23 protein-coding genes are annotated in these 22,376 nt (G+C 64.0%); 10 read left to right on the forward strand and 13 right to left on the reverse strand.

Features of this window, described 5'->3' with window-relative positions; translation table 11 throughout:
- Nucleotides 1-20: 20 nt before the first annotated feature.
- Nucleotides 21-896, forward strand: coding sequence for a DMT family transporter (locus AAC077_RS02930; RefSeq protein WP_339766441.1), 876 nt, complete (start codon nucleotides 21-23; stop codon nucleotides 894-896).
- A gap of 77 nt (nucleotides 897-973) precedes the next feature.
- Here AAC077_RS02930 and AAC077_RS02935 read toward each other — a convergent pair whose 3' ends face one another.
- The 3 genes from AAC077_RS02935 to AAC077_RS02945 are packed head-to-tail and all read right to left on the reverse strand — an operon-like array spanning nucleotide 974 to nucleotide 3,825.
- Nucleotides 974-2,392, reverse strand: a complete 1,419-nt coding sequence (locus AAC077_RS02935) for a YdiU family protein (protein WP_339766442.1) — start codon at nucleotides 2,390-2,392, stop codon at nucleotides 974-976.
- 45 nt (nucleotides 2,393-2,437) lie between these two features.
- Nucleotides 2,438-2,887, reverse strand: coding sequence for an N-acetyltransferase (locus tag AAC077_RS02940; protein ID WP_339766443.1), 450 nt, complete (start codon nucleotides 2,885-2,887; stop codon nucleotides 2,438-2,440).
- Complete coding sequence (locus tag AAC077_RS02945; protein WP_339766444.1) at nucleotides 2,884-3,825, reverse strand: nucleoside hydrolase; 942 nt, start codon at nucleotides 3,823-3,825, stop codon at nucleotides 2,884-2,886. The genes AAC077_RS02940 and AAC077_RS02945 overlap by 4 nt, the downstream gene beginning before the upstream one ends.
- Before the next feature lie 128 nt (nucleotides 3,826-3,953).
- On the opposite strand from AAC077_RS02945, the gene AAC077_RS02950 reads away from it, so the two are divergent.
- Nucleotides 3,954-4,838, forward strand: a complete 885-nt coding sequence (locus AAC077_RS02950) for a hypothetical protein (RefSeq protein ID WP_339766445.1) — start codon at nucleotides 3,954-3,956, stop codon at nucleotides 4,836-4,838.
- A gap of 10 nt (nucleotides 4,839-4,848) precedes the next feature.
- On the opposite strand, the gene mazG is transcribed toward AAC077_RS02950, so the two are convergent.
- Nucleotides 4,849-5,673 (reverse strand): nucleoside triphosphate pyrophosphohydrolase, encoded by an 825-nt coding sequence (mazG, locus tag AAC077_RS02955; RefSeq protein WP_339766446.1) that lies wholly within the window; start codon nucleotides 5,671-5,673, stop codon nucleotides 4,849-4,851.
- A 75-nt stretch (nucleotides 5,674-5,748) separates the two neighbouring features.
- Here mazG and AAC077_RS02960 point away from each other — a divergent pair, with 75 nt between their 5' ends.
- Genes AAC077_RS02960 through AAC077_RS02970 form a run of 3 tightly spaced genes read left to right on the forward strand, consistent with a single transcriptional unit; the run spans nucleotide 5,749 to nucleotide 8,335 of the window.
- Complete coding sequence (locus tag AAC077_RS02960; protein ID WP_339766447.1) at nucleotides 5,749-6,918, forward strand: M20 aminoacylase family protein; 1,170 nt, start codon at nucleotides 5,749-5,751, stop codon at nucleotides 6,916-6,918.
- Nucleotides 6,919-6,921: 3 nt separating this feature from the next.
- The gene (gene speB, locus AAC077_RS02965) at nucleotides 6,922-7,872 is read left to right on the forward strand and encodes an agmatinase (protein WP_339766448.1); all 951 of its coding nucleotides are present in this window, start codon (nucleotides 6,922-6,924) and stop codon (nucleotides 7,870-7,872) included.
- 49 nt (nucleotides 7,873-7,921) lie between these two features.
- On the forward strand, nucleotides 7,922-8,335 hold the full coding sequence (locus tag AAC077_RS02970; protein WP_339766449.1) for a DUF1499 domain-containing protein: 414 nt from the start codon (nucleotides 7,922-7,924) through the stop codon (nucleotides 8,333-8,335).
- Here AAC077_RS02970 and AAC077_RS02975 read toward each other — a convergent pair.
- Nucleotides 8,276-8,563, reverse strand: a complete 288-nt coding sequence (locus AAC077_RS02975; protein ID WP_339766450.1) for a hypothetical protein — start codon at nucleotides 8,561-8,563, stop codon at nucleotides 8,276-8,278. The two genes, AAC077_RS02970 and AAC077_RS02975, sit on opposite strands and share 60 nt — an antisense overlap.
- 62 nt (nucleotides 8,564-8,625) lie before the next feature.
- On the opposite strand from AAC077_RS02975, the gene prfA reads away from it, so the two are divergent.
- The 3 genes from prfA (at nucleotide 8,626) to AAC077_RS02990 (ending at nucleotide 11,372) form a co-directional block, all read left to right on the forward strand.
- Nucleotides 8,626-9,675: a peptide chain release factor 1 gene (gene prfA, locus AAC077_RS02980; RefSeq protein WP_339766451.1), complete on the forward strand. Its 1,050-nt coding sequence runs from the start codon at nucleotides 8,626-8,628 to the stop codon at nucleotides 9,673-9,675.
- 14 nt (nucleotides 9,676-9,689) lie between these two features.
- Complete coding sequence (gene prmC / locus AAC077_RS02985) at nucleotides 9,690-10,514, forward strand: peptide chain release factor N(5)-glutamine methyltransferase (RefSeq protein WP_339766452.1); 825 nt, start codon at nucleotides 9,690-9,692, stop codon at nucleotides 10,512-10,514.
- 213 nt (nucleotides 10,515-10,727) lie between these two features.
- Nucleotides 10,728-11,372, forward strand: a complete 645-nt coding sequence (locus AAC077_RS02990) for a DUF4167 domain-containing protein (protein WP_339766453.1) — start codon at nucleotides 10,728-10,730, stop codon at nucleotides 11,370-11,372.
- Nucleotides 11,373-11,452: 80 nt separating this feature from the next.
- Here the strand turns inward: AAC077_RS02990 and rsmA are convergent, their stop codons facing one another.
- The 6 genes from rsmA to lptF form a co-directional block, all read right to left on the reverse strand.
- On the reverse strand, nucleotides 11,453-12,295 hold the full coding sequence (rsmA, locus tag AAC077_RS02995; RefSeq protein WP_339766454.1) for a 16S rRNA (adenine(1518)-N(6)/adenine(1519)-N(6))-dimethyltransferase RsmA: 843 nt from the start codon (nucleotides 12,293-12,295) through the stop codon (nucleotides 11,453-11,455).
- Nucleotides 12,296-12,359: 64 nt separating this feature from the next.
- Nucleotides 12,360-13,334, reverse strand: coding sequence for a 4-hydroxythreonine-4-phosphate dehydrogenase PdxA (gene pdxA / locus AAC077_RS03000; RefSeq protein ID WP_339766455.1), 975 nt, complete (start codon nucleotides 13,332-13,334; stop codon nucleotides 12,360-12,362).
- Nucleotides 13,331-14,536 carry a peptidylprolyl isomerase gene (locus AAC077_RS03005; RefSeq protein WP_339766456.1) on the reverse strand — a complete coding sequence of 402 codons (1,206 nt, stop codon included), beginning with the start codon at nucleotides 14,534-14,536 and terminating at the stop codon, nucleotides 13,331-13,333. Before AAC077_RS03005 ends, pdxA begins: the two co-directional genes overlap by 4 nt.
- 11 nt (nucleotides 14,537-14,547) lie before the next feature.
- On the reverse strand, nucleotides 14,548-16,734 hold the full coding sequence (gene lptD, locus AAC077_RS03010) for an LPS assembly protein LptD (protein WP_339766457.1): 2,187 nt from the start codon (nucleotides 16,732-16,734) through the stop codon (nucleotides 14,548-14,550).
- Between the two features lies 1 nt (nucleotide 16,735).
- Nucleotides 16,736-17,833 carry an LPS export ABC transporter permease LptG gene (lptG, locus tag AAC077_RS03015; RefSeq protein WP_339766458.1) on the reverse strand — a complete coding sequence of 366 codons (1,098 nt, stop codon included), beginning with the start codon at nucleotides 17,831-17,833 and terminating at the stop codon, nucleotides 16,736-16,738.
- Nucleotides 17,830-18,963, reverse strand: coding sequence for an LPS export ABC transporter permease LptF (lptF, locus tag AAC077_RS03020; RefSeq protein WP_339766459.1), 1,134 nt, complete (start codon nucleotides 18,961-18,963; stop codon nucleotides 17,830-17,832). Before lptF ends, lptG begins: the two co-directional genes overlap by 4 nt.
- Before the next feature lie 215 nt (nucleotides 18,964-19,178).
- Here lptF and AAC077_RS03025 point away from each other — a divergent pair, with 215 nt between their 5' ends.
- Nucleotides 19,179-20,642, forward strand: a complete 1,464-nt coding sequence (locus AAC077_RS03025; RefSeq protein WP_339766460.1) for a leucyl aminopeptidase — start codon at nucleotides 19,179-19,181, stop codon at nucleotides 20,640-20,642.
- 3 nt (nucleotides 20,643-20,645) lie between these two features.
- Nucleotides 20,646-21,095, forward strand: coding sequence for a DNA polymerase III subunit chi (locus AAC077_RS03030; RefSeq protein ID WP_339766461.1), 450 nt, complete (start codon nucleotides 20,646-20,648; stop codon nucleotides 21,093-21,095).
- Nucleotides 21,096-21,114: 19 nt separating this feature from the next.
- Here the strand turns inward: AAC077_RS03030 and AAC077_RS03035 are convergent, their stop codons facing one another.
- Nucleotides 21,115-21,696 (reverse strand): TIGR02281 family clan AA aspartic protease, encoded by a 582-nt coding sequence (locus AAC077_RS03035; RefSeq protein ID WP_339766462.1) that lies wholly within the window; start codon nucleotides 21,694-21,696, stop codon nucleotides 21,115-21,117.
- A gap of 26 nt (nucleotides 21,697-21,722) precedes the next feature.
- A complete protein-coding gene (locus AAC077_RS03040) occupies nucleotides 21,723-22,349 on the reverse strand; it encodes a MarC family protein (protein ID WP_339767930.1) in 627 nt (208 codons plus the stop codon).
- Nucleotides 22,350-22,376: the final 27 nt, after the last annotated feature.

The following is a 22,376-nucleotide window of genomic DNA, read 5'->3' on the forward strand; positions in this document are numbered from 1 at the left end:
CCGCACCGCTTGGTGGCGGCATGGAACGCAAAACATATATCGACACATTCGGCGCGGTGGCGCTGGTGCTGTTCGCGCTTAATCTGGCGTTTAACCAGGTGGTGGTCAAAGTGACCAACGGCGGCTTTGGTCCGGTGTTTCTGGCGGGATTGCGGTCGGTTGGCGGGGCGGTGGTGCTGGTGCTGTGGATGAAGGCGCGCGGCGTGTCGTTCAGCTTGCCGCGCAGCAGTGTGATGGCCGGCGTGATTTCGGGCGCGTTGTTTGCCATTGAATTCATGTGCCTTTTTACGGCGCTTGACCTGACCACGGTGGGCCGCGTGTCGATCATTTTCTATTCGATGCCGGTCTGGCTGGCGCTGTCGGCCCATGTGCTGCTGCCGACCGAGCGGCTGAACAGCCTGCGCGCGATCGGGCTGGTGCTGGCGATGGCCGGTGTGGCGCTGGCGCTGCTGGACCGCAGCAACGGGCAGGCGTCGCTGCTGGGCGATCTGCTGGCGCTGTGTGCGGCGCTGTGCTGGGCCGCGATTGCGATGTTGGTGCGTGTGACGCCGCTGTCCCGTGTGCCGCCCGAGCAGCAATTGCTGTGGCAATTGATCATCTCGGCACCGATTCTGGTGCTGGCGGCGCCGTTTTTTGGCGACCTGTTGCGCGATGTGCAGCCCATCCACCTGTGGGGGCTGGCGTTCCAGATTGTCGCCGTGGCTAGCTTTGGCTTTCTGGCGTGGTTCTGGCTGATGTCGATCTATCCGGCATCCTCTGTGGCGTCGTTCAGCTTTCTGTCACCGGTGTTTTCGGTGATCCTGGGCTGGATGCTGCTGGGCGAGCATGTGGGCTGGACGATCTGGGCTGCGCTGGTGCTGGTGGCGGCGGGGATTTTCCTGATCAACCGGAAGTAAGGGGGAGACCGGGCTTTGGGGGCGCTGCCCCCCGGCCTGTGGCCGTCCCCCGGGATATTTGGGGCCAAAAGAAGGGGTTACGTGCCGCAGAAGGTTGCGGGGACGATTTCTTGTGATGTGGGCGCGCGCATCAATTCGGGGTCGCAGGCAGGGTCAAAGGGTGTGGCCAGTGCGGTGATTTCGCGCTGGAACGGGGCCATGTCGCCCGCGACGGCGGCTTCGATCATCTGCTCCATCCGGTGGTTGCGCGGGATGATGCGGGGGTTGGCGCGGCCCATGCGCGGTTCGGCGTCGGTTTCCGAGGCGACGCGGGCCTGCCAGCGGGTGTTCCACGCATCAAAGGCGTCGCGGTCGGTGAACTGGTCCTGTGCCGTATCGGTGCCAAGGGCGGCGAACGTGTTGGTGAAATCCGCGCCGTTTGATTGCATCAGGGCCAGCAGATCCTCGATCAGCGGCTGGTCTTCGGGGGTGGTGTTGGACAGGCCCAGCTTTGCGCCAAAGCGGTTCAGCCACGCGGTTTGCAACTGTCCGGGCATGGCGTGCACGATGGCGGTGGCCTGATCCACGGCGGCGTCCATATCGTCCATTTGCCGGATCAGGGCGGTCGCCAATTGCGCACAGTTCCACACCGCGATGCGCGGCTGGTTGCCAAAGGCATAGCGGCCCTGTTGGTCGATGGAGGAGAACACCCGCGCCTCGTCATAGGCGTCCATGAACGCGCAAGGCCCGTAGTCGATGGTTTCGCCGGATATGGCACAGTTGTCGGTGTTCATCACCCCGTGGATAAAGCCCACCGACATCCATGCCGCGATCAGTTCGGCCTGTGCTGCACAAACGGCGGCCAGCAAGCCCATGGGGCCGTCGGCCTGCGGGTAGTGCCGCGCGATGGCATAGTTGGTGAGGGTTTTCAGTTCCTCCACCTGACCGCGATGGGCAAAGACCTGAAAGGTGCCGACGCGCAGGTGGCTGGCGGCCACGCGGGTCAGCACGGCGCCGGGCAACGCGCCCTGTTCGCGCCAGATCGGCTCGCCCGTGGCGACAGCGGCCAGCGCGCGGGTGGTGGGGATGCCAAGGGCATGCATCGCCTCGGACACCACATATTCCCGCAGCACGGGGCCCAGCCACGCGCGCCCGTCGCCCATGCGGGAATAGGGCGTGGGGCCTGCGCCCTTGAGCTGGATGTCGCGGCGCGTGCCGCCTTGGTCGATGACCTCGCCCAGCAGCAGCGCGCGCCCGTCGCCAAGCTGCGGGTTGAAATGGCCAAACTGGTGGCCTGCATAAAGCTGCGCCAGCGGCGCGGCACCGTGAGGCACGGTGTTGCCGGCAAAGACAGTGGCAATTTCGCCCGCATCAGGCGCGTCAATGCCCAGCTCTGCCGCAAGCGCGGCGTTATAGGCCAGCAATTCCGGTGATTTGACCGCCACAGGCGATTGTGCGGTGAAAAAGCCCGATGGCAGGGCGGCATAGGTGTTGTCGAAGGGGATGTGCATGGTCATTGGTGTAACATAAGCCGTCTTGGTCAGGATGCCAGAGGCCAGCGCCTAAAGCATCCGTGTCATCAGGTGATAGCCGTCGCGCATCTGAAAACCTGCGCGTTTGTACAGGCGCTGCGCGGTGTCGTTGTCGGTGGACACTTCCAGATGCAGCGCCTTGAGGCCCGCAGCCCCCAGCGCGCGGGGCAGGGCCATCAGAACCTCGGTCGCCACGCCGCGTCCGCGCACGCCCGGGCGGATATACAGCTCGTCGACAAAGCCTTCCATACCGCCGAATTCGACCGACCAGCCAAAGCAGACGATGATATAGCCGATAGGCGCGCGTGGCGGCCCGATCAGATAGGCCGCACCATGCGGGATGCCGTCCAGCAGCGGGGCGACGCCCGCGCGGCGGGTCTCGGGGGTGCTGGCGATGCCGTCCTCGCCGTGGAACCGCTCGACCAGCGCCAGCAGCGCGTCCAGGTGGTCTGGGGTGGCAAGGGTCAGGGCCGCGCTCATAGCCGCGCGATCCGCTCGGTCAGCAGGGCAAAGAAGCCGTCGGCGTCCAGATCGCCGATAAACGTGGCATTGGGCGCACGGTCTGTCACGTGCCACCAGTCTGCGACGGTCATGCCCAGCGTCAGCTCGGAGGTGGTTTCGATCTGCACGTTGACGTGGCGGCCTGTGAACAGGTCGGGACGGATCAGATAGGCGGTCACACACGGATCGTGCAGCGGCGCACCGGCGCTGCCGTATTTCTCCTTGTCGAAGCGTTCAAAGAATTCGGTCATTTGCGCCACGGCAATGCCCACCGGCGTGCCGATGTTGCGGAACGCGTCGTTGCGCGCGGCGGTGACCAGCGCCTTGTGCGTGACATCCAGCGGCATGACCACGATGTCGATGCCGGATTGAAACACGATATCAGCGGCTTGCGGATCGACGTAAATGTTGAATTCGGCTGCGGGGGTGATGTTGCCCACCTCGAAATATGCGCCGCCCATCAGCACGATCTGCTGGACTTTCTCGGCGATGTCGGGCGCACGTTGCAAGGCCGTGGCGATGTTGGTCAGCGGCCCCAGCGGGCACAGGGTGACGGTGCCCGCGTCATGGGCGCGGAGGGTGTCGATGATGTAATCCACCGCGTGCTGCGCTTGCAATGGCATGGTCGGATCGGGCAGCGACGGACCATCTAGGCCGGTCTGACCGTGCACATGTTCCGCCGTCACCAGCGGACGGCCCAGCGGGCGGTCGCAACCGGCATAGACGGGAATGTCGGGCCGTCCGGCCAGCTCGCACACGATCCGCGTGTTCTTTTCGGTCAGGGCCAGCGGCACGTTGCCGGCCACGGCGGTGATGCCCAGAACCTCGATCTCGTCGGGGCTGCCCAGGGCCAGCAGGATAGCGACGGCGTCGTCCTGTCCGGGGTCGGTGTCGATAATGATTTTGCGGGGCGTCATGGCGGGGTCCTTGGTCTTGAAATTATCCGCCCTGTGGCGTTGCGCGACAGTCGCAATTGGGGCGCGCGATGTCCAGTGGCGGCGGCGGAGCCTTGCGCAAGACCGCCTGCGCCGCTTATCGCTGTAACATGGCTGATCAGAAACCCTTTTTCCTGCACGCAGGTGCACATCGGACCGGCACATCGTCGTTCCAGATGTGCCTGCATGACAACCGCGATGTCTTGGCAGATGCGGGTTATGATCTGGCCTATCCGGGGCGCGACGGCATTCCCACCGGAACCCTGGGGCTGCGGCTGCCCGGACCACGGCATGGGACCGACCAGACCGAGCGGTTCGCGGCGCGGGTTGCGGACGCCGTGGCAGCGCACAGCCCTGATGACAACCGTCCGCTGATCCTGTCGGAAGAGAATATTCCGGGGCGGATGATGCATTTTACCCAAGGGCGTTTTTATCCCGCTTGCGAGGCGCGGTTGATGGCGCTGAAGGCGGGGTTGCAGGGCCGGGTGGCGCGGGTCCTGTTCGTGCTGCGGCCCTACGACCAGTTGTTTGTCTCGGGCTATCGCAAGCGGGCCGAGGACAACAAGGTCGAGGATTTCAACACGTTGCGGCCCAAATACATGGCGATGGATCGCGGCTGGCCTGAAATCGTGGCGGCCTTGCGCGACATCTTGCAGCCCGAACGTTTGCTGGTCGTGCCCTATACGCGGCGCGGCAGCAGCGTCGAGGCGTTGCAGATGCTGGTGCCCGCGCTGGCGGACCGTCCATTGATCGAACCGCAGCAGGTTGTGAACCTCAGCGCCACCGACGCGGGCCTGATGGCCTTGCAGGCGCGGTATCATGCGGGCGAGGCGTTGGAGCGCGCGCAGTGGAAAGCGGTGATTGCCGATCACGCCGACGACCGGACGGATCACGGCTTTGCCGCGTTTTCGGATGCCGAGGTGGCGGTGCTGATGCAACGCTATGCCGACGATCTGGCGCGGATTGAGGCGATGGACGGGGTGACGCTGGCGTAGAGAAGCAGGGTTACTGTGCCTTCAACGCCTTTTCCGCCGCCTTTTCCGCATCCCACAACGCGTCCATTTCGGCCAGATCGCTTTGATCGGGTGTCTTGCCCATATCCTTCAGCCGCCGCTCGACCCCTTCGAACCGGCGGGTGAATTTGGCATTTGCGGCGCGAAGGGCCTCTTCGGGGTCGACACCCAGATGCCGGCCCAGGTTGGCCATGACGAACAGCATATCGCCGTATTCTTCCGTTACCTCGTCGTGGCTTAACGTATCGCGCGCTTCGACCAGCTCGGCGGCCTCTTCGGTGATCTTGTCGATCACCTGATCCGTGTCCGGCCAGTCGAACCCCACACGCGCCGCCCGTTTTTGCAGCTTGACCGCGCGCATCAGGGCCGGCAGGCCAATGGCCACCCCGTCCAGCGTGCCGCGCTGCGCCTTGCCTGCGCGCTCGGTGGCCTTGATCGCCTCCCAATCCGCCGTCTGCTGTTCGGCGGATTTGTCGCGGCTTTCATCACCGAACACATGCGGATGGCGCGCGACCATCTTGTTGCTGATGTTGCGCACCACCGATTGAAAGGTGAAATGCCCATCTTCTTCGCCCATGGCGGTGTGATAGACCGATTGCAGCAGCAAATCGCCCAATTCGCCCTCAAGTTCCGGCCAGTCGCGGCGCTCGATCGCGTCGGCGACCTCGTATGCCTCCTCGATGGTATAGGGGGCGATGGTGTCAAAGGTCTGTTCGATGTCCCATGGACAGCCGGTTTCGGGATCGCGCAGGCGGCGCATGATCTCTAGCAAACGCTCGATCCCCGCAGTTTGGTCGTGGATCAGGTCGTTCGTCATTTCAGCCCCCATTGCAGCCCGCAGCACTTCGGTGTCAGATGCACCAAGCCGCAAATTGCCCAAGGAGTCCACCCAATGGCCGTCGTCAACCGTATCGCAGATTTCGCACCGCAAATGGCCGAGTGGAGACAGCACCTGCACACCATTCCCGAATTGGGCCGCGCCTGTCACAAAACGGCGGCCTTTGTCGCGGAACGCCTGCGCGAGTTTGGCGTGGACGAGATCCACGAAGGCATTGCCGAAACCGGCATCGTGGCGATCATCAACGGGCAGGGCGCGGGACCGACCATTGGCCTGCGTGCCGATATGGACGGGCTGCCGATCATCGAGGCGACGGGACTGCCCTATGCCAGCACCCACGCGGGCCGGATGCACGCCTGTGGTCACGACGGGCACACCACCATGCTGCTGGGGGCTGCGAAATACCTGTGCGAGACGCGCAATTTCGCGGGACGCGTGGCGCTGATTTTCCAGCCCGACGAAGAAGCGACCGGCGGCGCCGAGGCGATGGTGCAAGAGGGGATCATGGACACCTTTGACATCGGCGAGGTTTATGGCATCCACAACGTCCCGGGCTTTGACGAAGGCACGTTTCACGCGCGTTCTGGCCCGTTGCTGGCGGCGGCGGATACGTTTCACATCCACCTGACCGGGCGCGGTGGCCACGGGGCACAGCCGCAGGACACGGTTGATCCGGTGGTCTGTGCCGCGTCGATCACGCAGGCGCTGCAAACCATCGTCAGCCGCAATATCGAGGCCGGGCAACAGCTTGTGATCTCGGTCACGCAGATTCACACCGGCACGATCGACAACGTGATCCCCGAAACCGCCTATCTGAACGGCACCGTGCGTACCTTTACCCCCGAAATCCGCGATCTGGCAGAGCGGCGGATGTCCGAGATTGTCGCAGGACAAGCGGCCAGCTTTGGCCTGAACGCGACGGTGGATTATGTGCGCGGCTATCCCCCCACTGTGAACCACGCACGCGGTGTCGAAAGGGCGGCGCGTGCCGCGCGCGATGTGTCGGGCGACGCGGCGGTGGATGTGGACAGCCCCGCCAACATGGGCGCCGAGGATTTCGCCTATATGCTCGAGGCACGCCCCGGCGCTTACTTCTTCATGGGCATCGGCGAGGGCGCGGGGCTGCACCATCCTGAATACAATTTCAACGACGCCGCGGCGCCAGTGGGCGCCTCGTTCTTTGCCCGTCTGGTGGAAACCGCACAGCCGGTGAAAGGGGCCTGATTGATGACGACAGCCAAGAACCAACCGATCAGCGGCAACGATCTGGCCCGTTTTTCCGGCCCCAACACGTTCATGCGGCTGCCTTCGGTCAATGACCTCAAGGGGCTGGACGTTTGCGTGCTGGGCGTGCCCATGGACATCGGCACCTCGTGGCGGTCGGGCACACGGTTCGGGCCGAAACAGGTGCGCGCCGAAAGCGCGATGATCCGGCCCTATAACGTGCAAACGGGGGCTGCGCCCTTTGACAGTCTGCAAGTGGCGGATATCGGCGATCTGGCGATCAACACGTTTTCGCTTTCGGACAGTTTGCGTATTATTGCAGAGAGTTACGATGCGATCCTCAAGTATGACGTGATTCCCATGGCCATCGGTGGCGATCATTCGATCACCCTGCCGATCCTGCGCGCCATCGCCAAACGGCACGGCCCCGTGGCGCTGGTGCATGTGGATGCCCATGCCGATGTGAACGATGAAATGTTCGGCATGCGCGAAACCCACGGCACCGTGTTCCGCCGCGCCTACGAGGAAGGGCTGATCATTCCGCAAAAGGTCTATCAGGTCGGCCTGCGCGGCACCGGCTATGCCGCCACCGACTTTACCGAGGCGCAAGGCTGGGGTTTTCAGCAATGGCAGGCGTCGGAACTGTGGCACCGCCCGCTGGACACGCTGGGCGCGGAAATCCGGCGCGACATCGGCGATGCGCCGGTCTATGTAACCTATGACATCGACAGCCTGGACCCGGCTTATGCCCCCGGCACCGGCACGCCCGAGATTGGCGGGCTGACCACGCCGCAGGCGCTGCAACTGATCCGTGCGCTGAAGGGTTTGAACATCGTGGGCTGTGATCTGGTCGAGGTCAGCCCGCCCTATGACACATCCGGCAACACGGCGCTGACGGGGGCGAATATCCTGTTTGAACTGTTGTGCGTCCTGCCGGGCGTTGCCTATCGTTGACGGGGCAGGACGCTCCGCGGGGGATTTTATGAACCAGAGAAAAGGATGGATGCGCGTGATTTATTGGATTTTGGCCCTTTTGGTGGTCCTGGGGGTGGCGGCGGTGGCCTATGTGCGGCTGGCGCCATCTGATCCGGCACGATGGAATCAACCCGTCGCGGCGACCGAGGACAAGGATTTCGGCAACGGCGCTGTGCGGGTACTGCCTGCCACCGACGGGCTGCTGGCGCGGCTGGATGCGGCGATGCAGGCACTGCCGCGCACGCAGGTGTTGGCGGGGTCGGTCGCGGATGGGCGCATCACTTACGTCACGCGCACGCCCACCATCGGCTTTCCCGATTACACCACGATCGAACAGACCGACGGTCAAGTGCGCCTGTTGGCGCGGTCGCGGTTTGGATCGTCAGATATGGGGGTAAATGCCAAAAGATTGAAGGGGTTGCTGGCCACTGTTCAAGGATGAGCTGAGGCAGCCCCGCTGCACCTCGCGCCACATCGGCACGTTCAGCGACATCTGGCATTGCGCCATGAACATGCGCCCGTCGACTTGCAGGCAGATGATGTCGCCCAGTTCGACCCGTGATCCGCTTTTGTCGGTGCAAAAACAGTCAATCGTCTTGCCCCCCGGTGTTTTCACATCGCCGAGGGCCGGAGTGGCCAGCGCCAGAACAAGAACGGCTGCGCGTATCATGCCACCACTATACCACTTCCCTTGGTCTTGACCAAAGCCTTTCAATATCAGATGGAACGCCCATGATCCCGTCAGAACGCCTTCAGCAAATCACCGAGAGGTTCGAATACCTCGAAGCCGCGATGTCCGCGGGCGGTGGCGATATTGCGGCGCTGGCCAAGGAATATTCCGATCTGCGCCCCGTGGTCGAACAGATCGCCCTGTATCGCCAGTTGCAAAGCGACATGGCCGACGCGCGCGAAATGCTGGACGATCCCGAGATGGCCGACCTGGCCCGCGAGGAACTGCCGCGCCTGAAGGCGGCGCTGCCCGATGCCGAAGCCGCCTTGCAACTGGCCCTGTTGCCGCGCGATGCAGCAGATGCCAAGCCCGCGATGCTGGAAATCCGCCCCGGAACGGGGGGCGACGAGGCGGCGTTGTTCGCGGGTGATCTGCTGCGCATGTACATGCGTTACGCCGAGGCGCGGGGCTGGGGGTTCGAGATTATCGAGGAACAGGCGACCGAACTGGGCGGGATCAAAGAGGTCGTGGCCCACATCAAGGGCGACAATGTCTTTGCCCGGATGAAATACGAAAGCGGCGTGCACCGCGTGCAACGGGTGCCGACCACCGAAAGCGGCGGACGCATCCACACCTCGGCGGCGACGGTTGCCGTGCTGCCCGAGGCCGAGGAGGTCGACATTCACATCGACGCCAACGACATTCGCATCGACACCATGCGGTCGTCGGGCGCGGGCGGGCAGCACGTGAACACCACCGATTCCGCCGTGCGCATCACCCACATCCCCACGGGGATCGTCGTGACCAGTTCGGAAAAATCCCAGCACCGCAACCGCGACAAGGCGATGCAGGTGCTGCGCGCGCGCCTGTACGACATGGAACGCAACCGCATCGACAGCGCCCGCAGCGCCGACCGTGCAGCACAGGTAGGCGGCGGCGACCGGTCGGAACGCATCCGCACCTATAACTTCCCGCAGGGGCGCATGACCGACCACCGGATCAACCTCACGCTCTATAAGCTGGACGCGGTGATGCAGGGCGATCTGGACGAGGTGATCGACGCGCTGCGGGCCGACGCTCAGGCGCGTCTGCTGGCCGAGATGGGGCAATGACCGCGGCACAAGCCATGGCAGCCGCCACCGCTCGGCTGCGCGCGGCAGGCGTGCCGGACCCTGCGCGCGATGCGCGTCTGTTGCTGGCCCACGCCGCACAGGTGGACGCCACCCGCGTCACCCTGATCGCCCCCGAGGACATCGCCCCCGAGATCGCCGAACGCTATGACGCGCTGATCAGCCTGCGCGCGGTGCGGGTGCCGGTCAGCCATCTGATCGGGGAACGGGCGTTCTATGGCCGCCGGTTCAAAGTCAGCAGCGACGTGTTGGACCCGCGCCCCGAAACCGAAACCCTGATCGAGGCGGCGCTGGCTGAACCCTTTGCCAGCGTGCTGGACATCGGCACCGGATCGGGCTGCATTCTGGTGACCCTGCTGGCCGAACGCACCATGGCCGTGGGCACCGGCACCGACCTGAGCGAAGCGGCCTGTTTGCAGGCCAGCGCCAATGCGGTGATGCACGACGTGGACCCACGCGCCGAGGTGATTCAATCGGATTGGTTCGGATCGGTGCGCGGGCGCTATGACCTGATCGTGTCGAACCCGCCCTATCTGGCCGCCGACGAAATGGACGACGTCGCCCCCGAGCTGCGCGATCACGAACCGCGCATGGCCCTGACCGACGAGGCCGACGGGCTGACCGCCTACCGCGTGCTGGCGGCAATGGGGCCGGCGCATCTGGAAAAGGGCGGGCGGCTGATCTGCGAAATCGGCTGGACCCAGGCGGCGGACGTGGTCGAGATCTTTTATGCAGCGGGCTGGCAGGACGTGGTTTGCCTGCCGGATATGGATGGCCGCGACCGCGTGATCTGTGCCAGAACCCCGCCCGGAACGGCATAAACCCGCACAATGCGTGGAAAAGTGACGCAGTCCGGCAATTAATGCTTGTCCCACGCCCCCACGCATGTTTATTCAAAGGTGTTGCAGCGGTGGATACCTTTTGGTGGTCCCGCTCGGCGTCAAGCCCAACACATCGCATTCTTCGGACCATGATGGCGCATGTCGCGCAATCCGATCAACGCAGCGATAGGCACAATAAGGCTAAGCTATTTCATGAAATCTTCGAGATCCCGGTCCCGGTCAAAGAACACGCGCAACCGCAGCACGAACAATGGCGGGGGTGGTGGCAACGTCGTCAACCGCGTGTTCGACAGCTCTGGCCCCGAGGGCAAAGTGCGCGGCACACCGCAACAGATCATCGACAAATACAACCAGCTTGCGCGCGACGCGCAACTGTCCGGTGACCGCGTGGCCACAGAGAATTTTCAACAGCACGCGGAACACTACCTGCGCCTGCTGAGCGAAGCGCAGCGCGAGATCGACGCCAAGCGCGAAGAGCAAGAGCGTCAGAACCGTGACCGCCAGGCCGAACGCGACCGTCAGGCCGAGCGTGACCGCGAGCGCAACGAGCGTCAGGAACGCGAATCGAACGGCGGCCAGAACAACAACAGCAACAACGGGTCAGGCGACGCGGGCGGGCAAGAGCAGCCTCAGGCGCGCAGCCAGCCTCAGCCCGATGTGATCGACACCGAATCCGACAGCGGTCTGGTGGACACACCCGAAAGCGCGCCCAAGCCCAAAGCGACCCGGTCGCGTCGCAAGCCAAAGCCGCCCGTGGAAGCCCCGAAAGAGGCCGGCGCCTCTGCATCAGACAATGGTCAGAACGAGGGTGGCAGCACACCGGAAGCTGCCGAATAAGGTCTGTCTGACGGGTTGAATTGAAAAAGGCCCTGCATCGCCGCGGGGCCTTTTGTTTTGATCACGGCTATTTTCGCGCATCAAGGGGCTGCAACAGCCCGTGCCAGCGCACAGAACCCTTCCAAAGACACCTGTTCGGCCCGTTCGGTGGGCTGAATGCCCGCCGCCAACAGTCGGTCCTCGATGTCGGGTGCCACACCTTTCAGCGCCGCCCGCAGCATCTTGCGGCGCTGGTTGAAGGCGGCGGCGACCACGCGGTTCAGCACGGCGGCATCGGCTGGAAAACGGGGTTGGGGCAGGGCGGTCAGGTGGACCACGGCCGACGAAACCTTGGGCGGCGGTGTGAACGCCTCGGGCGGCAGGTTCAGCACGATCTGCGCGTCGGCCCGCCACTGCGCCAGAAGCGCCAGACGCCCATAAGCCTTGGACCCCGGTTCGGCCACGATCCGGTGTGCGACCTCGCGCTGGAACATCAGCGTCAGCGACTGCCAGTAGGGTGGCCAGTCCTTGGGCGTCAGCCAGCGCACCAGCAGTTCGGTGCCGACGTTATAGGGCAGGTTGGCGGCCACACGGATCGGCGGCGTCAGGAATTGCAGCGGGTCGATCTCCAGCGCGTCGCCTTCGATCACCTGCAACCGGTCGGGATAGGCGTCGGAAATCTCGGCCAGTGCGGGCAGGCAACGCGGGTCTTTTTCGATGGCCAGCACACGGCGCGCGCCCTCGGACAGCAGGCCGCGCGTCAGACCGCCGGGGCCGGGGCCGATTTCCAGCACGTCGCAGCCCGTAAGGTCCCCCGCCTGACGCGCGATTTTGGCCGTCAGGTTCAGGTCCAGTAAAAAGTTCTGGCCCAGCGATTTGCGCGCACGCAGCTCGTGGGTTTCGATCACGTCGCGCAGGGGCGGCAGGTTGTCGATGGTGCTCATGCGGGGGCCCTGGGGGTAAAAGATTTTATGCCTCCGGCGGGGATATTTATGGCCAAAAGAATGCTCATGGGTTGGCCATCCGGTGCGCCATGCGCAAGGCTTCGATCATCGAGGAGGGATTGGCCACGCCGGTGCCTGCGATGTCAAAGGCGGTGCCATGGTCGGGCGAGGTGCGGATGAAGGGCAGGCCCAGCGTCACATTTACGCCGCGGTCGAAATCCAGTGTCTTGATCGGGATCAGCGCCTGGTCGTGGTACATGCACACGGCCGCGTCATAGCTGGCGCGGGCGGTGGCGTGGAACATGGTGTCGGCGGGCAGCGGGCCGCGCAGGTCATAGCCTTCGGCGGTCATGTCGCTGACCAGCCCGGCGATCCAGTCGGCCTCTTCACGGCCCATGGCACCGCCTTCGCCCGCGTGGGGGTTCAGCCCGGCGACGGCAATGCGCGGCTGTGCGATGCCGAATTGCTGACGCAAGCCCTCGGCAGTGATGCGGATGGTGTCGCGCAACAGCGCCGGCGTCAGCATTTTGGGCACGTCGCGCAGGGCGATGTGGATGGTGGTGGGCACCACCCGCAACTGTTCCGACGCCAGCATCATCACGGCGCGGTCGGCCCCCGCCAAGGCTTGCAGGTATTCGGTGTGACCGGGATAGGCAAAGCCCGCGCCGTCTTGCAGTGCCTTCTTGTGGATGGGGGCCGTGCACAAGGCGGCGGCCTGACCCGATTGCACCAGATCGACACCGCGCGCGATCACGTCGATCACCCCTTGCGCGTTGGCAGGCGTGGCAATGCCCGGCGTGCTGGGGGCGGCAAAGATATGTTGCAGCACCGGCAGGCCCTGCGCCATGGCGGCGGCGGCCTGTGTCGGTGTGTCGATCAGGACCACCGGCACGTCGGCAGGCAGATGCGCGGGATCACCGATCCAGAACAGCGGCACGTCACCGCGCAGGGCGGCCCATGCCTTGGCCGCGATCTCGGGCCCGATGCCCGCAGGCTCGCCACAACTGATCGCAACCGGCAGCGCGGTTGCGGGTGTCATTCGCGCGAAATGCGGGCGTCGGCGCGCAGCTCTTCCAGCAGGCTGTCCGAATAGCCCGACAGACGTTGCTGGCGCAATTGCAATGCAACCTCTTCACGGCTCGCAGTCTCGTTCAGGGCGGCGGTGCGGCCACACAGCATCAGGAACACCAGCGTGTTGCCGTCCGAACGGGTCAAAGCTGTCGACACCTCGCCCGGGTCCAGCTTGGCCAGCTCATAGGCGATGTCCTGCGGAATCTCGCCGGGGGCCTTGCTGCCACGGTCAAGGGCCGCTTCGGGCTGGCCTTTGGCAATGCCATAAAGGTCGTCACAGACATCGACCTGCGACGCCAGTTTTGCGGCACGTGCCAGTGTTTCGGGGCTGCGTCCGCCGGCCATGTAATAGGCGGCATATTCGATGGCGGCATATTCGGGGCTGGGGGCGCTGGTTTCCTCAATGTCGCGCAACTGGAACAGTGCCAGCGCGTTCGGGATCGGCAGCGGATCGGTCACTTCGCCCGGTGTCAGGCCCAACAACACGCCGCGCAGGCTGGGCGGCAATGTGTTCAGATCGACCCAGTTCAGCCGTCCGCCGTTGTTGCGCGACGGCGTGGCAGAATAGCGGCTGGCGTAGCTGGAGAATTCGGCCTCGGATGTGCTGGACGCGGCCTGTTCGGCGCGCGCCATCGCACCGGCCTGATCGTTGGGCGGCGCGGGGATGATGATTTCCGAGATCAGCACGCGGATACCGCTGGCGCCGCTGGTTGCGGACAGGGCGCGGTCAATCTCGGCCTCGGAGATTTGCACGCGGCTGCCATAGCGGGCGCGGATCAGTTCGCGCCACGACAGGTTCACGCGCACAAAGTCGCGGAAGGTCTCGCCTGCGACGCCGGCGCTTTCCAGCGCCTTGACGAATTCGTCGGTGCTCAGGTTCGCGCGGCCTGCGAATTCGGCCAGCCCTTCGGCCAGCCCTTCGGGTGTCAGTTCAAGCCCGACAGCCTGCGTTGCGTTCAGCCGCAGCCGGTCGTCGATCAGCGCATCAATGGCGCTTTTGCGGGTCGCCCCCGCGGCGTTCAGCACTTGCAGGAACCGCACGCGCTGTTGCACTTCGAATTCGGTGATCACGCTGTCGTCAACCTTGGCCACAGGCGCAAAGAGGTTCTGCGCCGCCACGGGCAGGGCCGTCGTGATGGCCACGGCCACGGCCAGTCCAAATTGTTTCATCGTTTTCCCGCTCATTTCGCCTGCTTCCCGCATGATCTAACGTATTTTTCCGTCCCTTGCGAGACCGAGAAGCCCCGCAATGTCACTGTAAAGCCCAGATTGGTCGAGGGCTCAACACTTGTCGACGAACTGTACCGACGGCTTACCGAGAATCTGGCCGACACACATTCGTTGTTATAGGTCAGGCCCGCCCCCGCATAGGCTGCCCGGTCATCCACCAGATCGTAACGCCAGTTGGCGCTGGCGGTCCAGCTTTGGTTCAGGTCGTAGCTGCTGGCCAGTGTCAGCTCGGACACCGCCAGTGCGCGATCCTCGGCGGCATCTTCGCCCAGCCAGACATAGCTGCCGCCCACTGTCAGACGCTTGCCAATCCAGTCGCCGCGCAATTCGGCCTTGGCCACGTCGAACTTCTCGTTGAACACGGTGCGCCCGGTCAGCGCCAGCCCGTTGCGGGTTTTCCATTGGGCCGCCAGCAGGAAATCGGACGTGGTGCCGGACAGGCCCGAGGTTTCGGAATAGTCCGGTTCGCCATCGCGGCGCACCACCTGGCCGAAAGTCAGGCGGGTTTCCCATCCGGCAGGGTCAAAGCGTGACCAGTTCACGCCATAGGCCGCCGCCAGTCCGCGCTCGCGCCGGTCGGGGCGCGGAAAGCGCGACAGCGACAACAGATTGCCCTCGTCGAATTCGACACGGGTGCTTTCGTCATTGGGCACGTTCAGGTCATGGCCGCCGACATAGCCCAACTGAAAGATCGGTTCGAGCAGTTGCGCCGACCCGTCGCCGCCATGGCGCACCAGCGGATAGCGCAGGGTCAGTTGCCCCTGTGGCGTCAGCCCCGCGTCACTGCCGGTAAAGACATTGTCCTGGCTGACGTTGATCGCATCTGCCGCGACGCCCAGGGACGCCTCGGCGCGCACGCCGCCTGTCAGGGTCCAACTGCGCAGCCATTCGGCCTGAAGGTTGATGCGTTGAATGTCGCGCCCGTCGGCAATGCCGTCCAGGTTCACATCATTTGCGTCGTCCGAGCTGCGATAATGCGCGTGGGCATTGCCGCTGAACCGCAATTCGCCGCCGAAGGCACGCGGAAACATGCGTTTTTCAAAGGTTGCGTCCAACACGTTGGTCGGGATCGTGTCGTTGTCTTCGCTGTCGCGCAGGCTGCGAAAGTTGGTGTAGCGGAAGCTGAGGTATTCATCCCGCTTGACCCGCGCCAGTTCAACATTGCTGGTCAGACGGTCCTTGTCGGAATAATCGTAGTCGGTCAGATAGGCGGTGTCGGTCGTCGTCTCGATGTTGAACGTCAGCACAAAGTCGCGCGCCATGTCGAACCGGCCGGTGCCGAACAGATAGCCGCGCGTGTCACCCGGTTGCAGATCGTCGTCGGACACCGCCCCGTTGAATTCGATCCGCCCGTTGCGGAATGCCTGACGATAGCGGAATTCCAGCGTTTTGGTGTGGCTGGTCAGATAGGGGGCCAGCGTCAGATCGCGGTGATCGCCGATCTTGATGAAATAGGGCAGCTTGATGCCTGTGCCCAGTTGCGAGTCGCTGTTCAGCGACGGGATCAAAAAGCCCGAGGCACGCTTCAATGTCGGATCGGGCAGGCGCAGGCGGGGCAGGTAGAACACCGGCACGTTGCCAATGCGGAACTGTGCGTTGTCGAAATAAAGCTGCCGTTCCTGCTTGTCGTGCACCACGCGGCGGGCGCGGATCTGCCACAGCGGCGGGCGGCCATCGTCGCAGACGTGGCACGAGGTGACGGCGGTTTTGTAAAGCTGTGTGTAGCGTCCCCCGACGTGGTTCATTTCCACCGATGCCAGTTGCAGTTGCTGGTTCAGCACCATGCGCGCGCCGGTCAGCAGCCCGTTTTGCAGATCGCGGCTTAGCTCGGCCTGATCCGCGACAATGACCACATCTGCGCCGTCCTCGATGGTGATCGGGCCGGTGATGACCAACGCGCCGGTCTTTTCGTCATAGCTGATCGCGGATGCCCGCAGGCGGGTGGTGCCCTGGTACGCCTCGACGTTGCCGCGCGCGGTCAACACGCGGTCGCGGGTGACAGTCACATCGTCGGCCACAAGCATCGCAGGCGCGGCCGTCTGCTGCGCGCTGACGGTTTGCGCCACAACCGGTGCATCCATCAGCGGCGTTGCCAGCAAAGTCGCAGAAAACAGGATATGTCTGAAACAGCGCGCCATCCTAGCCGTCCTCGGCATGAAGCAGCAGCCCAAGGGCCAGGAAAATCGCGGCGGCGGGCGGCGCCCAGGCGGCAAAGGCCACCGGGATTTGCCCGTTCTCACCAAGAATCTGTGCAAAACTGCGGATGAAATACAAACCGAACCCCAAAAGCACTGCTGCCAGCACCGCCGTTCCGGTGCCCCCAAAACGGGTATGCCGCATGGTGAAGGCAGCGGCAACAAGAACCATCGCCATCAGGAACAAGGGACGCGCCAGTTCGGACTGAAACCACACGATCTGATGGCGCGCGGAAAAGCCTGCCTGCTCAAGCTGGCGGATATAGGTGGGCATGTTCCAGATCGACACACCGCCCAACGTGCCAAGGGTTTCGCGGATACGCTCAAGCGTCAGGGTGGACGGCACTTGCAGAACGGCATGGGTTTCCGAGCTGGCCTCGGGATTGACGTCGCCGCTCAGCGGCCAGACCTTGGCATCGCGCAGCGCCCACGCGCCGTTGCCCAATGCAGCGCTTGCCGCTTCGATCCGGCGCTGTGGGCCACCCTGGGGGGCATATTCCAGAAAGGTCACGTCATACAGAACCGACGCGTCGGAATTCGACCGCGCCGCACGGATCACCGTTTGCCCGTCCACGCCGCCCTGACGCAGCCAGACGCCGTCGCCCGACACCAGCACCGCCGACCGCCCGCCGGTGCGATAGTTTTCGGACAGCAAAGCATAGCGTTTGCTTGTTGCCGCCACGATCGGCCCCAGCATGGTCACCGCCAGCCCGCCGATCACCAGCGCCACCACAACAGGCGCCACCAGCGATCCGAACGCCGACCGTCCCGCCGCGCGGGTCACCACCAGTTCGGAACTGCGGGCCAGTCCGATGAACAGCACCACGGTGGTCAGGATCATGATCAACGGCAGGATCTGGTTGATCGTCTCGGGGGCGTGCAGCAGCGTCAGCCCGATCCGGTCTGTCAGACTGACATCATAGTCGGCAAAGCGGCGGGTCTGCTCGATCAGGTCGACCAGCGCCACCAGTGCAAAGAACACCGCCGTCAGCATGGCGAAAGCATAGGCAAAGCGGCGGGCGAAATAGAAATGCAGGATCATGTCGCGTCCACCGTCTGTCGTCTGCGCCGGCGCAAAAGGGCCGGGTGCGCGGCCCATGTCAGCATTCCGGCCACCAAAATGGCCCCCAACAAGGACGGCACATACATCGTGGGCCACAGGCTGGCGTCTGCAAGAACCATCTGCGCAAAGGTGCTGCGCAGCCCGTCAATGCCGATCAGCAGGCCAAAGGCGATCACCGCCTCGCGCCAGACACCAAAGCGGGAATAGCCGCCGATCATCAACGTGGCAAAGCCGATCAGCGCGGCGACAATGCAAAACAGCGGCTGGGCAAAGCGGCTGTGGACCTCTTCGGCGATGTCGCCATTGCGCGCGCCGGTCTCGTCGGCGATGCGGTCCCAATCGGTCAGCAGGGCCAGCGTGCTCATGTTGCGGATCGAACCGGTGACTTCGCTGTCCGAACTGACCAAAGTTGTAATATCAAACGAGAAATCCTGAAACTTGGCTGTCGACAGACGGTTGTCCTTGGTGTTCAGCCGCTGCGCCAAACCGTCCACCATGATCAGCGTGGTGCCCGCGTCGTTGCGCACCAGATAGGCCTCGGCGGCGGTGTAGATCACCCGTTGATCCATATTGCGGCGGTCCGACAGGAACACATCGCGCAAAACGCCGTCCTCGCCGATGGCGCGGGTGTAGAACGTGACCTTGTCAGCAGGCGACAGGAACGTCCCCTCGGTCAGCAGCCGCGAGGTGACGTTGCGCGAAATCTCGGCCTCGCGGATGCTCAGCTGCCCTTGGGCTGCGGGCACCAGCACATGCGCCAGCAAGGTCATCATCGTGGCCACGATCAGACCGTAAACCACCACAGGCCGCGCCAGCCGCCATGGACCCGACCCGGTGGCCTGCATCACCACCAGCTCGGATTCACCCGACAGGCGGTTGGTGACATAGACCGACGCGGCAAAGGTTGCGATTGGCAGCACCATGACGATCAGCTTGGGCAGGCTGAGCGAGGTGAATTCAAGAAAAACCAATGCCGTCTGTCCGTCACCGATCAAACGGTCGAACAGAACCACCGCGCGGTTGATCCAGAACACAGCCACCAGCACCAGCGCGAAAAAGCCGAACAACAGCAGAAACTGCGACAGCATGTACCTGTCGAATCTGGCCACATAACCCCCCGGATGCACATGGTTTGGCAAATTTGACGGCAACTTACCCCAAGGTGTCGCGGTGGGGAACCTGTAATTCCACCATATTTGCGGTGTCGGCGGGTTGGTGTACGTCACGCATCTGCTGCTCTGGCCATGTCCGCACACCCGCGCTAACAGTTGTGCAACCCAATACTCCCGCGAAAGGATGCGCCATGACAGCCCAACCCACTCCCATGACCCCAGTCAGCTTCGAGGCGCTGGACATCGACGCGCTGGCCACCGCCACGGGCCGCGTCGCCGTGGTGCTGGAGGCCGATGGCAAGATGGACGCCGCAGGCCGGCGCATCAACAAGCTGACCCGCGGCGCGCTGGCGCGGCTGGCGGCGGGCAAGGCCTTTGGCGATCTGAAAGAGGGCGGTCTGACCACGCTGGCGATGCCGGCCGGAATGGCTGCCGATGCGGTGGATGTGCTGTGCCTGTCGCGCCGCCCGACGGTGCAGGACGCCCGCAAGGCCGGCGCCGCGCTGGCCAAGGTGCGCGGCACGGCTGACCTGCTGGTGGCTGCGGGCAGCACGCGCCATGCCGCTGATCTGGGCTTTGGCCTTGCGATGCGCGACTATGGTTTCAACGCCCACAAATCCGACGCCAAGCCCGCCGAGGGGGCCGTGCGCATCATGTGTGCCAAACCGGACGAGGTGCAGGCCGAGGCGTTGCCTCTGATGGCGGTGGCCGAAGGCGCGTTCTTTACCCGTGATCTGGTGAACGAGCCTGCCAACGTGCTGACCACCACCGAATTCGCCAACCGGCTTGAGGCGATGACGGATCTGGGTCTGACGGTTGAGGTTCTGGATGAAGATCAGCTTGCAAGCCTTGGAATGGGTTCGCTTTTGTGCGTGGGGCAGGGATCTGATAGCCCGTCCAAAGTGGTGGTGATGCAATGGAACGGCGGCACCAAGGGCGACGCGCCGCTGGCGTTGATCGGCAAGGGTGTGGTGTTCGACACCGGCGGCATCAGCCTGAAACCCGCCGCCGGCATGGAAGACATGACCATGGACATGGGCGGCGCGGGCGTCGTGGCGGGCGTGATGCGCACGCTGGCGCGGCGCAAGGCCAAGGCGAACGTCGTCGGGCTGGTTGGATTGGTCGAAAACATGCCCTCGGGCAATGCCGTGCGCCCCGGCGATGTCGTCAAATCCATGAAGGGCGACACCATCGAGGTCATCAACACCGACGCCGAGGGCCGTCTCGTGCTGTGCGACGTGATGTGGTACGCGCAAGAGCGGTTCAAACCGGCCGGCATGATTGATCTGGCGACGCTGACGGGGGCGATCATCATCGGGCTTGGCCATGAAAACGCCGGTGTGTTTTCCAACGACGATACGCTATGCAACGCCTTCCTGAAATCCGCCGCCGCCGAGAACGAAGGCGCATGGCGGATGCCATTGGGGCAGGCTTACGACGACCAGTTGAAAAGCCGGATCGCGGATATGAAAAACGTGGGCGGACGTCCTGCGGGTTCGATCACGGCAGCGCAGTTCCTCAAACGGTTCGTCAAGGACGAGACCCCGTGGATTCACCTCGACATCGCCGGCGTGGCCTCGGTCACCGCGGAAACGGCGCTGGCCCCCAAGGGCGCGACGGGCTGGGGTGTGGCGGCCCTGAACCGGTTGGTCGCGGACAAGTTCGAAAGCGAATAAACCATGGGCGCCGCCTATTTCTACCACCTGACCCAGCGCTCGATGGAGGACACTTTGTCGATGCTGCTGGGCAAGGCGCGCGGCGCGGGCTGGCGCGTGGCCGTGCGCGGCTGTGACATGGCCCGCATGGCGCATCTGGACAACCGGCTGTGGCAGGGCGACGGCTTTGTCCCGCACGGGGTCGCGGGCGGTGACCACGACGCGGCGCAGCCGATCCTGCTGACCACGCAGCCCGATTGCCCCAACGGCGCCACCTGCATCATGTCCGTCGACGGGGCCGAGGTGACCGCCGACGAGGTGGCACAGATGGAGCGCGTCTGCGTGCTGTTCGAGGATTACGACGAAGCACTCAGCACCGCGCGCAGGCAGTGGAAGGCGTTGAAAGACGCAGGCGCATCGGCGCAATACTGGTCGGACGAGTCCGGCGGATGGGAGAAAAAAGCCGAAACCTGAACCGGTTACGGGCCGTAGTTCATCTGGTCAGTGTCAGCGTATCCCGGGCAATCGAAATGCTGCCCCAGTGCTGCAAATACCCCATACCCAGAAGCGATCCGAACATCTCGCCGTCCGTCACCACGGCGTGCACATTGCGGTCCTCGACCGGACCCAGCGCAATGCGGTCCAGCCGCACCGATGCGGTCGCCACCTCGCCATTGGCGGTGCTGGCACGGCCCAGAAAATCCAGCGCATCCACATCAACACCCGCGCGCACCGCGTCATCACGGGTCAGCACGATGTCGGTGGCCCCGGTGTCCACGACAAAACGCACGTCGGCGTCGTTCACCTTCAAGGTCAGGTAATAATGCCCGTCACGGCTGCGCGGAACGGAAATGGTGTTTTCGCCCACAACACTGGCCTGATAGGGCATGGACGCGCGTGAAATGTCATCCCACAGGCCCACGGCGGCCACCGCGCCCAGAATGATCAGCCCCCAGACGGCGGCGTATTGCAGCGTCTTGTTCCACGACGTGCGCCGCGATGCGACGGCCCAGCCGACAACCATCAGCAAAAGCAGAACAAGATAGATCAGTTGGCCGGTGTCAAAAGTGTCCATGGATCAAATATAGGCAGGCGCGGGGCCTAGCCAAGGCCTTCGTAGAAACTGAAGGCGCGCAAGCCGTCCAGAACGAACTGAACCGAAAGCGCCGCCAGCAACATGCCCAGCAAACGGGTGACCACGTTAATGCCTGTCTTGCCCAATGCGCGCTCCAGCAGGCCCGAGGCCAGAAACAGCACGAAGACCACCAACAAAACCGCCAGCGTGATGCCCGCGACAATGCCCAGACCGGCAAGGCCGGGTTTCTGGCCGGTCAGCAGGATCACCGACGCAATCGCTCCGGGGCCCGCAATCAGCGGGATCGCCAGCGGAAAAATCGACGGATCGTCGCCATGCTCCTCGGACGTATCCTCGCGCCGTTTGGTGCGGCGCTCAAACAGCATGTCCAGCGCGGTGATGAACAACAGGATACCGCCCGCAACGCGAAAGGCGGGCATGGAAATGCCGACAAAACCCAGCAGTTTTTCACCAAAGGCGGCAAAGGCCAGCAGCAGGATAAAGCCGGTCACGCAGGAGCGCACGGCAATGGCGCGTCGGCGCTGCCGCGACATGCCTTGGGTCAGCGCCACGAACAGCGGGGCCATGCCCATCGGGTCGATCACCACGAACATGGTGACAAAGGCGGTGATCAGAAAGGCGGTGTCGATCATCATCGGTCTTCCTCGCGGTGGGGCGGG

Source organism: uncultured Pseudosulfitobacter sp., from assembly GCF_963976325.1.
Classification (GTDB): Bacteria; Pseudomonadota; Alphaproteobacteria; order Rhodobacterales; family Rhodobacteraceae; genus Pseudosulfitobacter.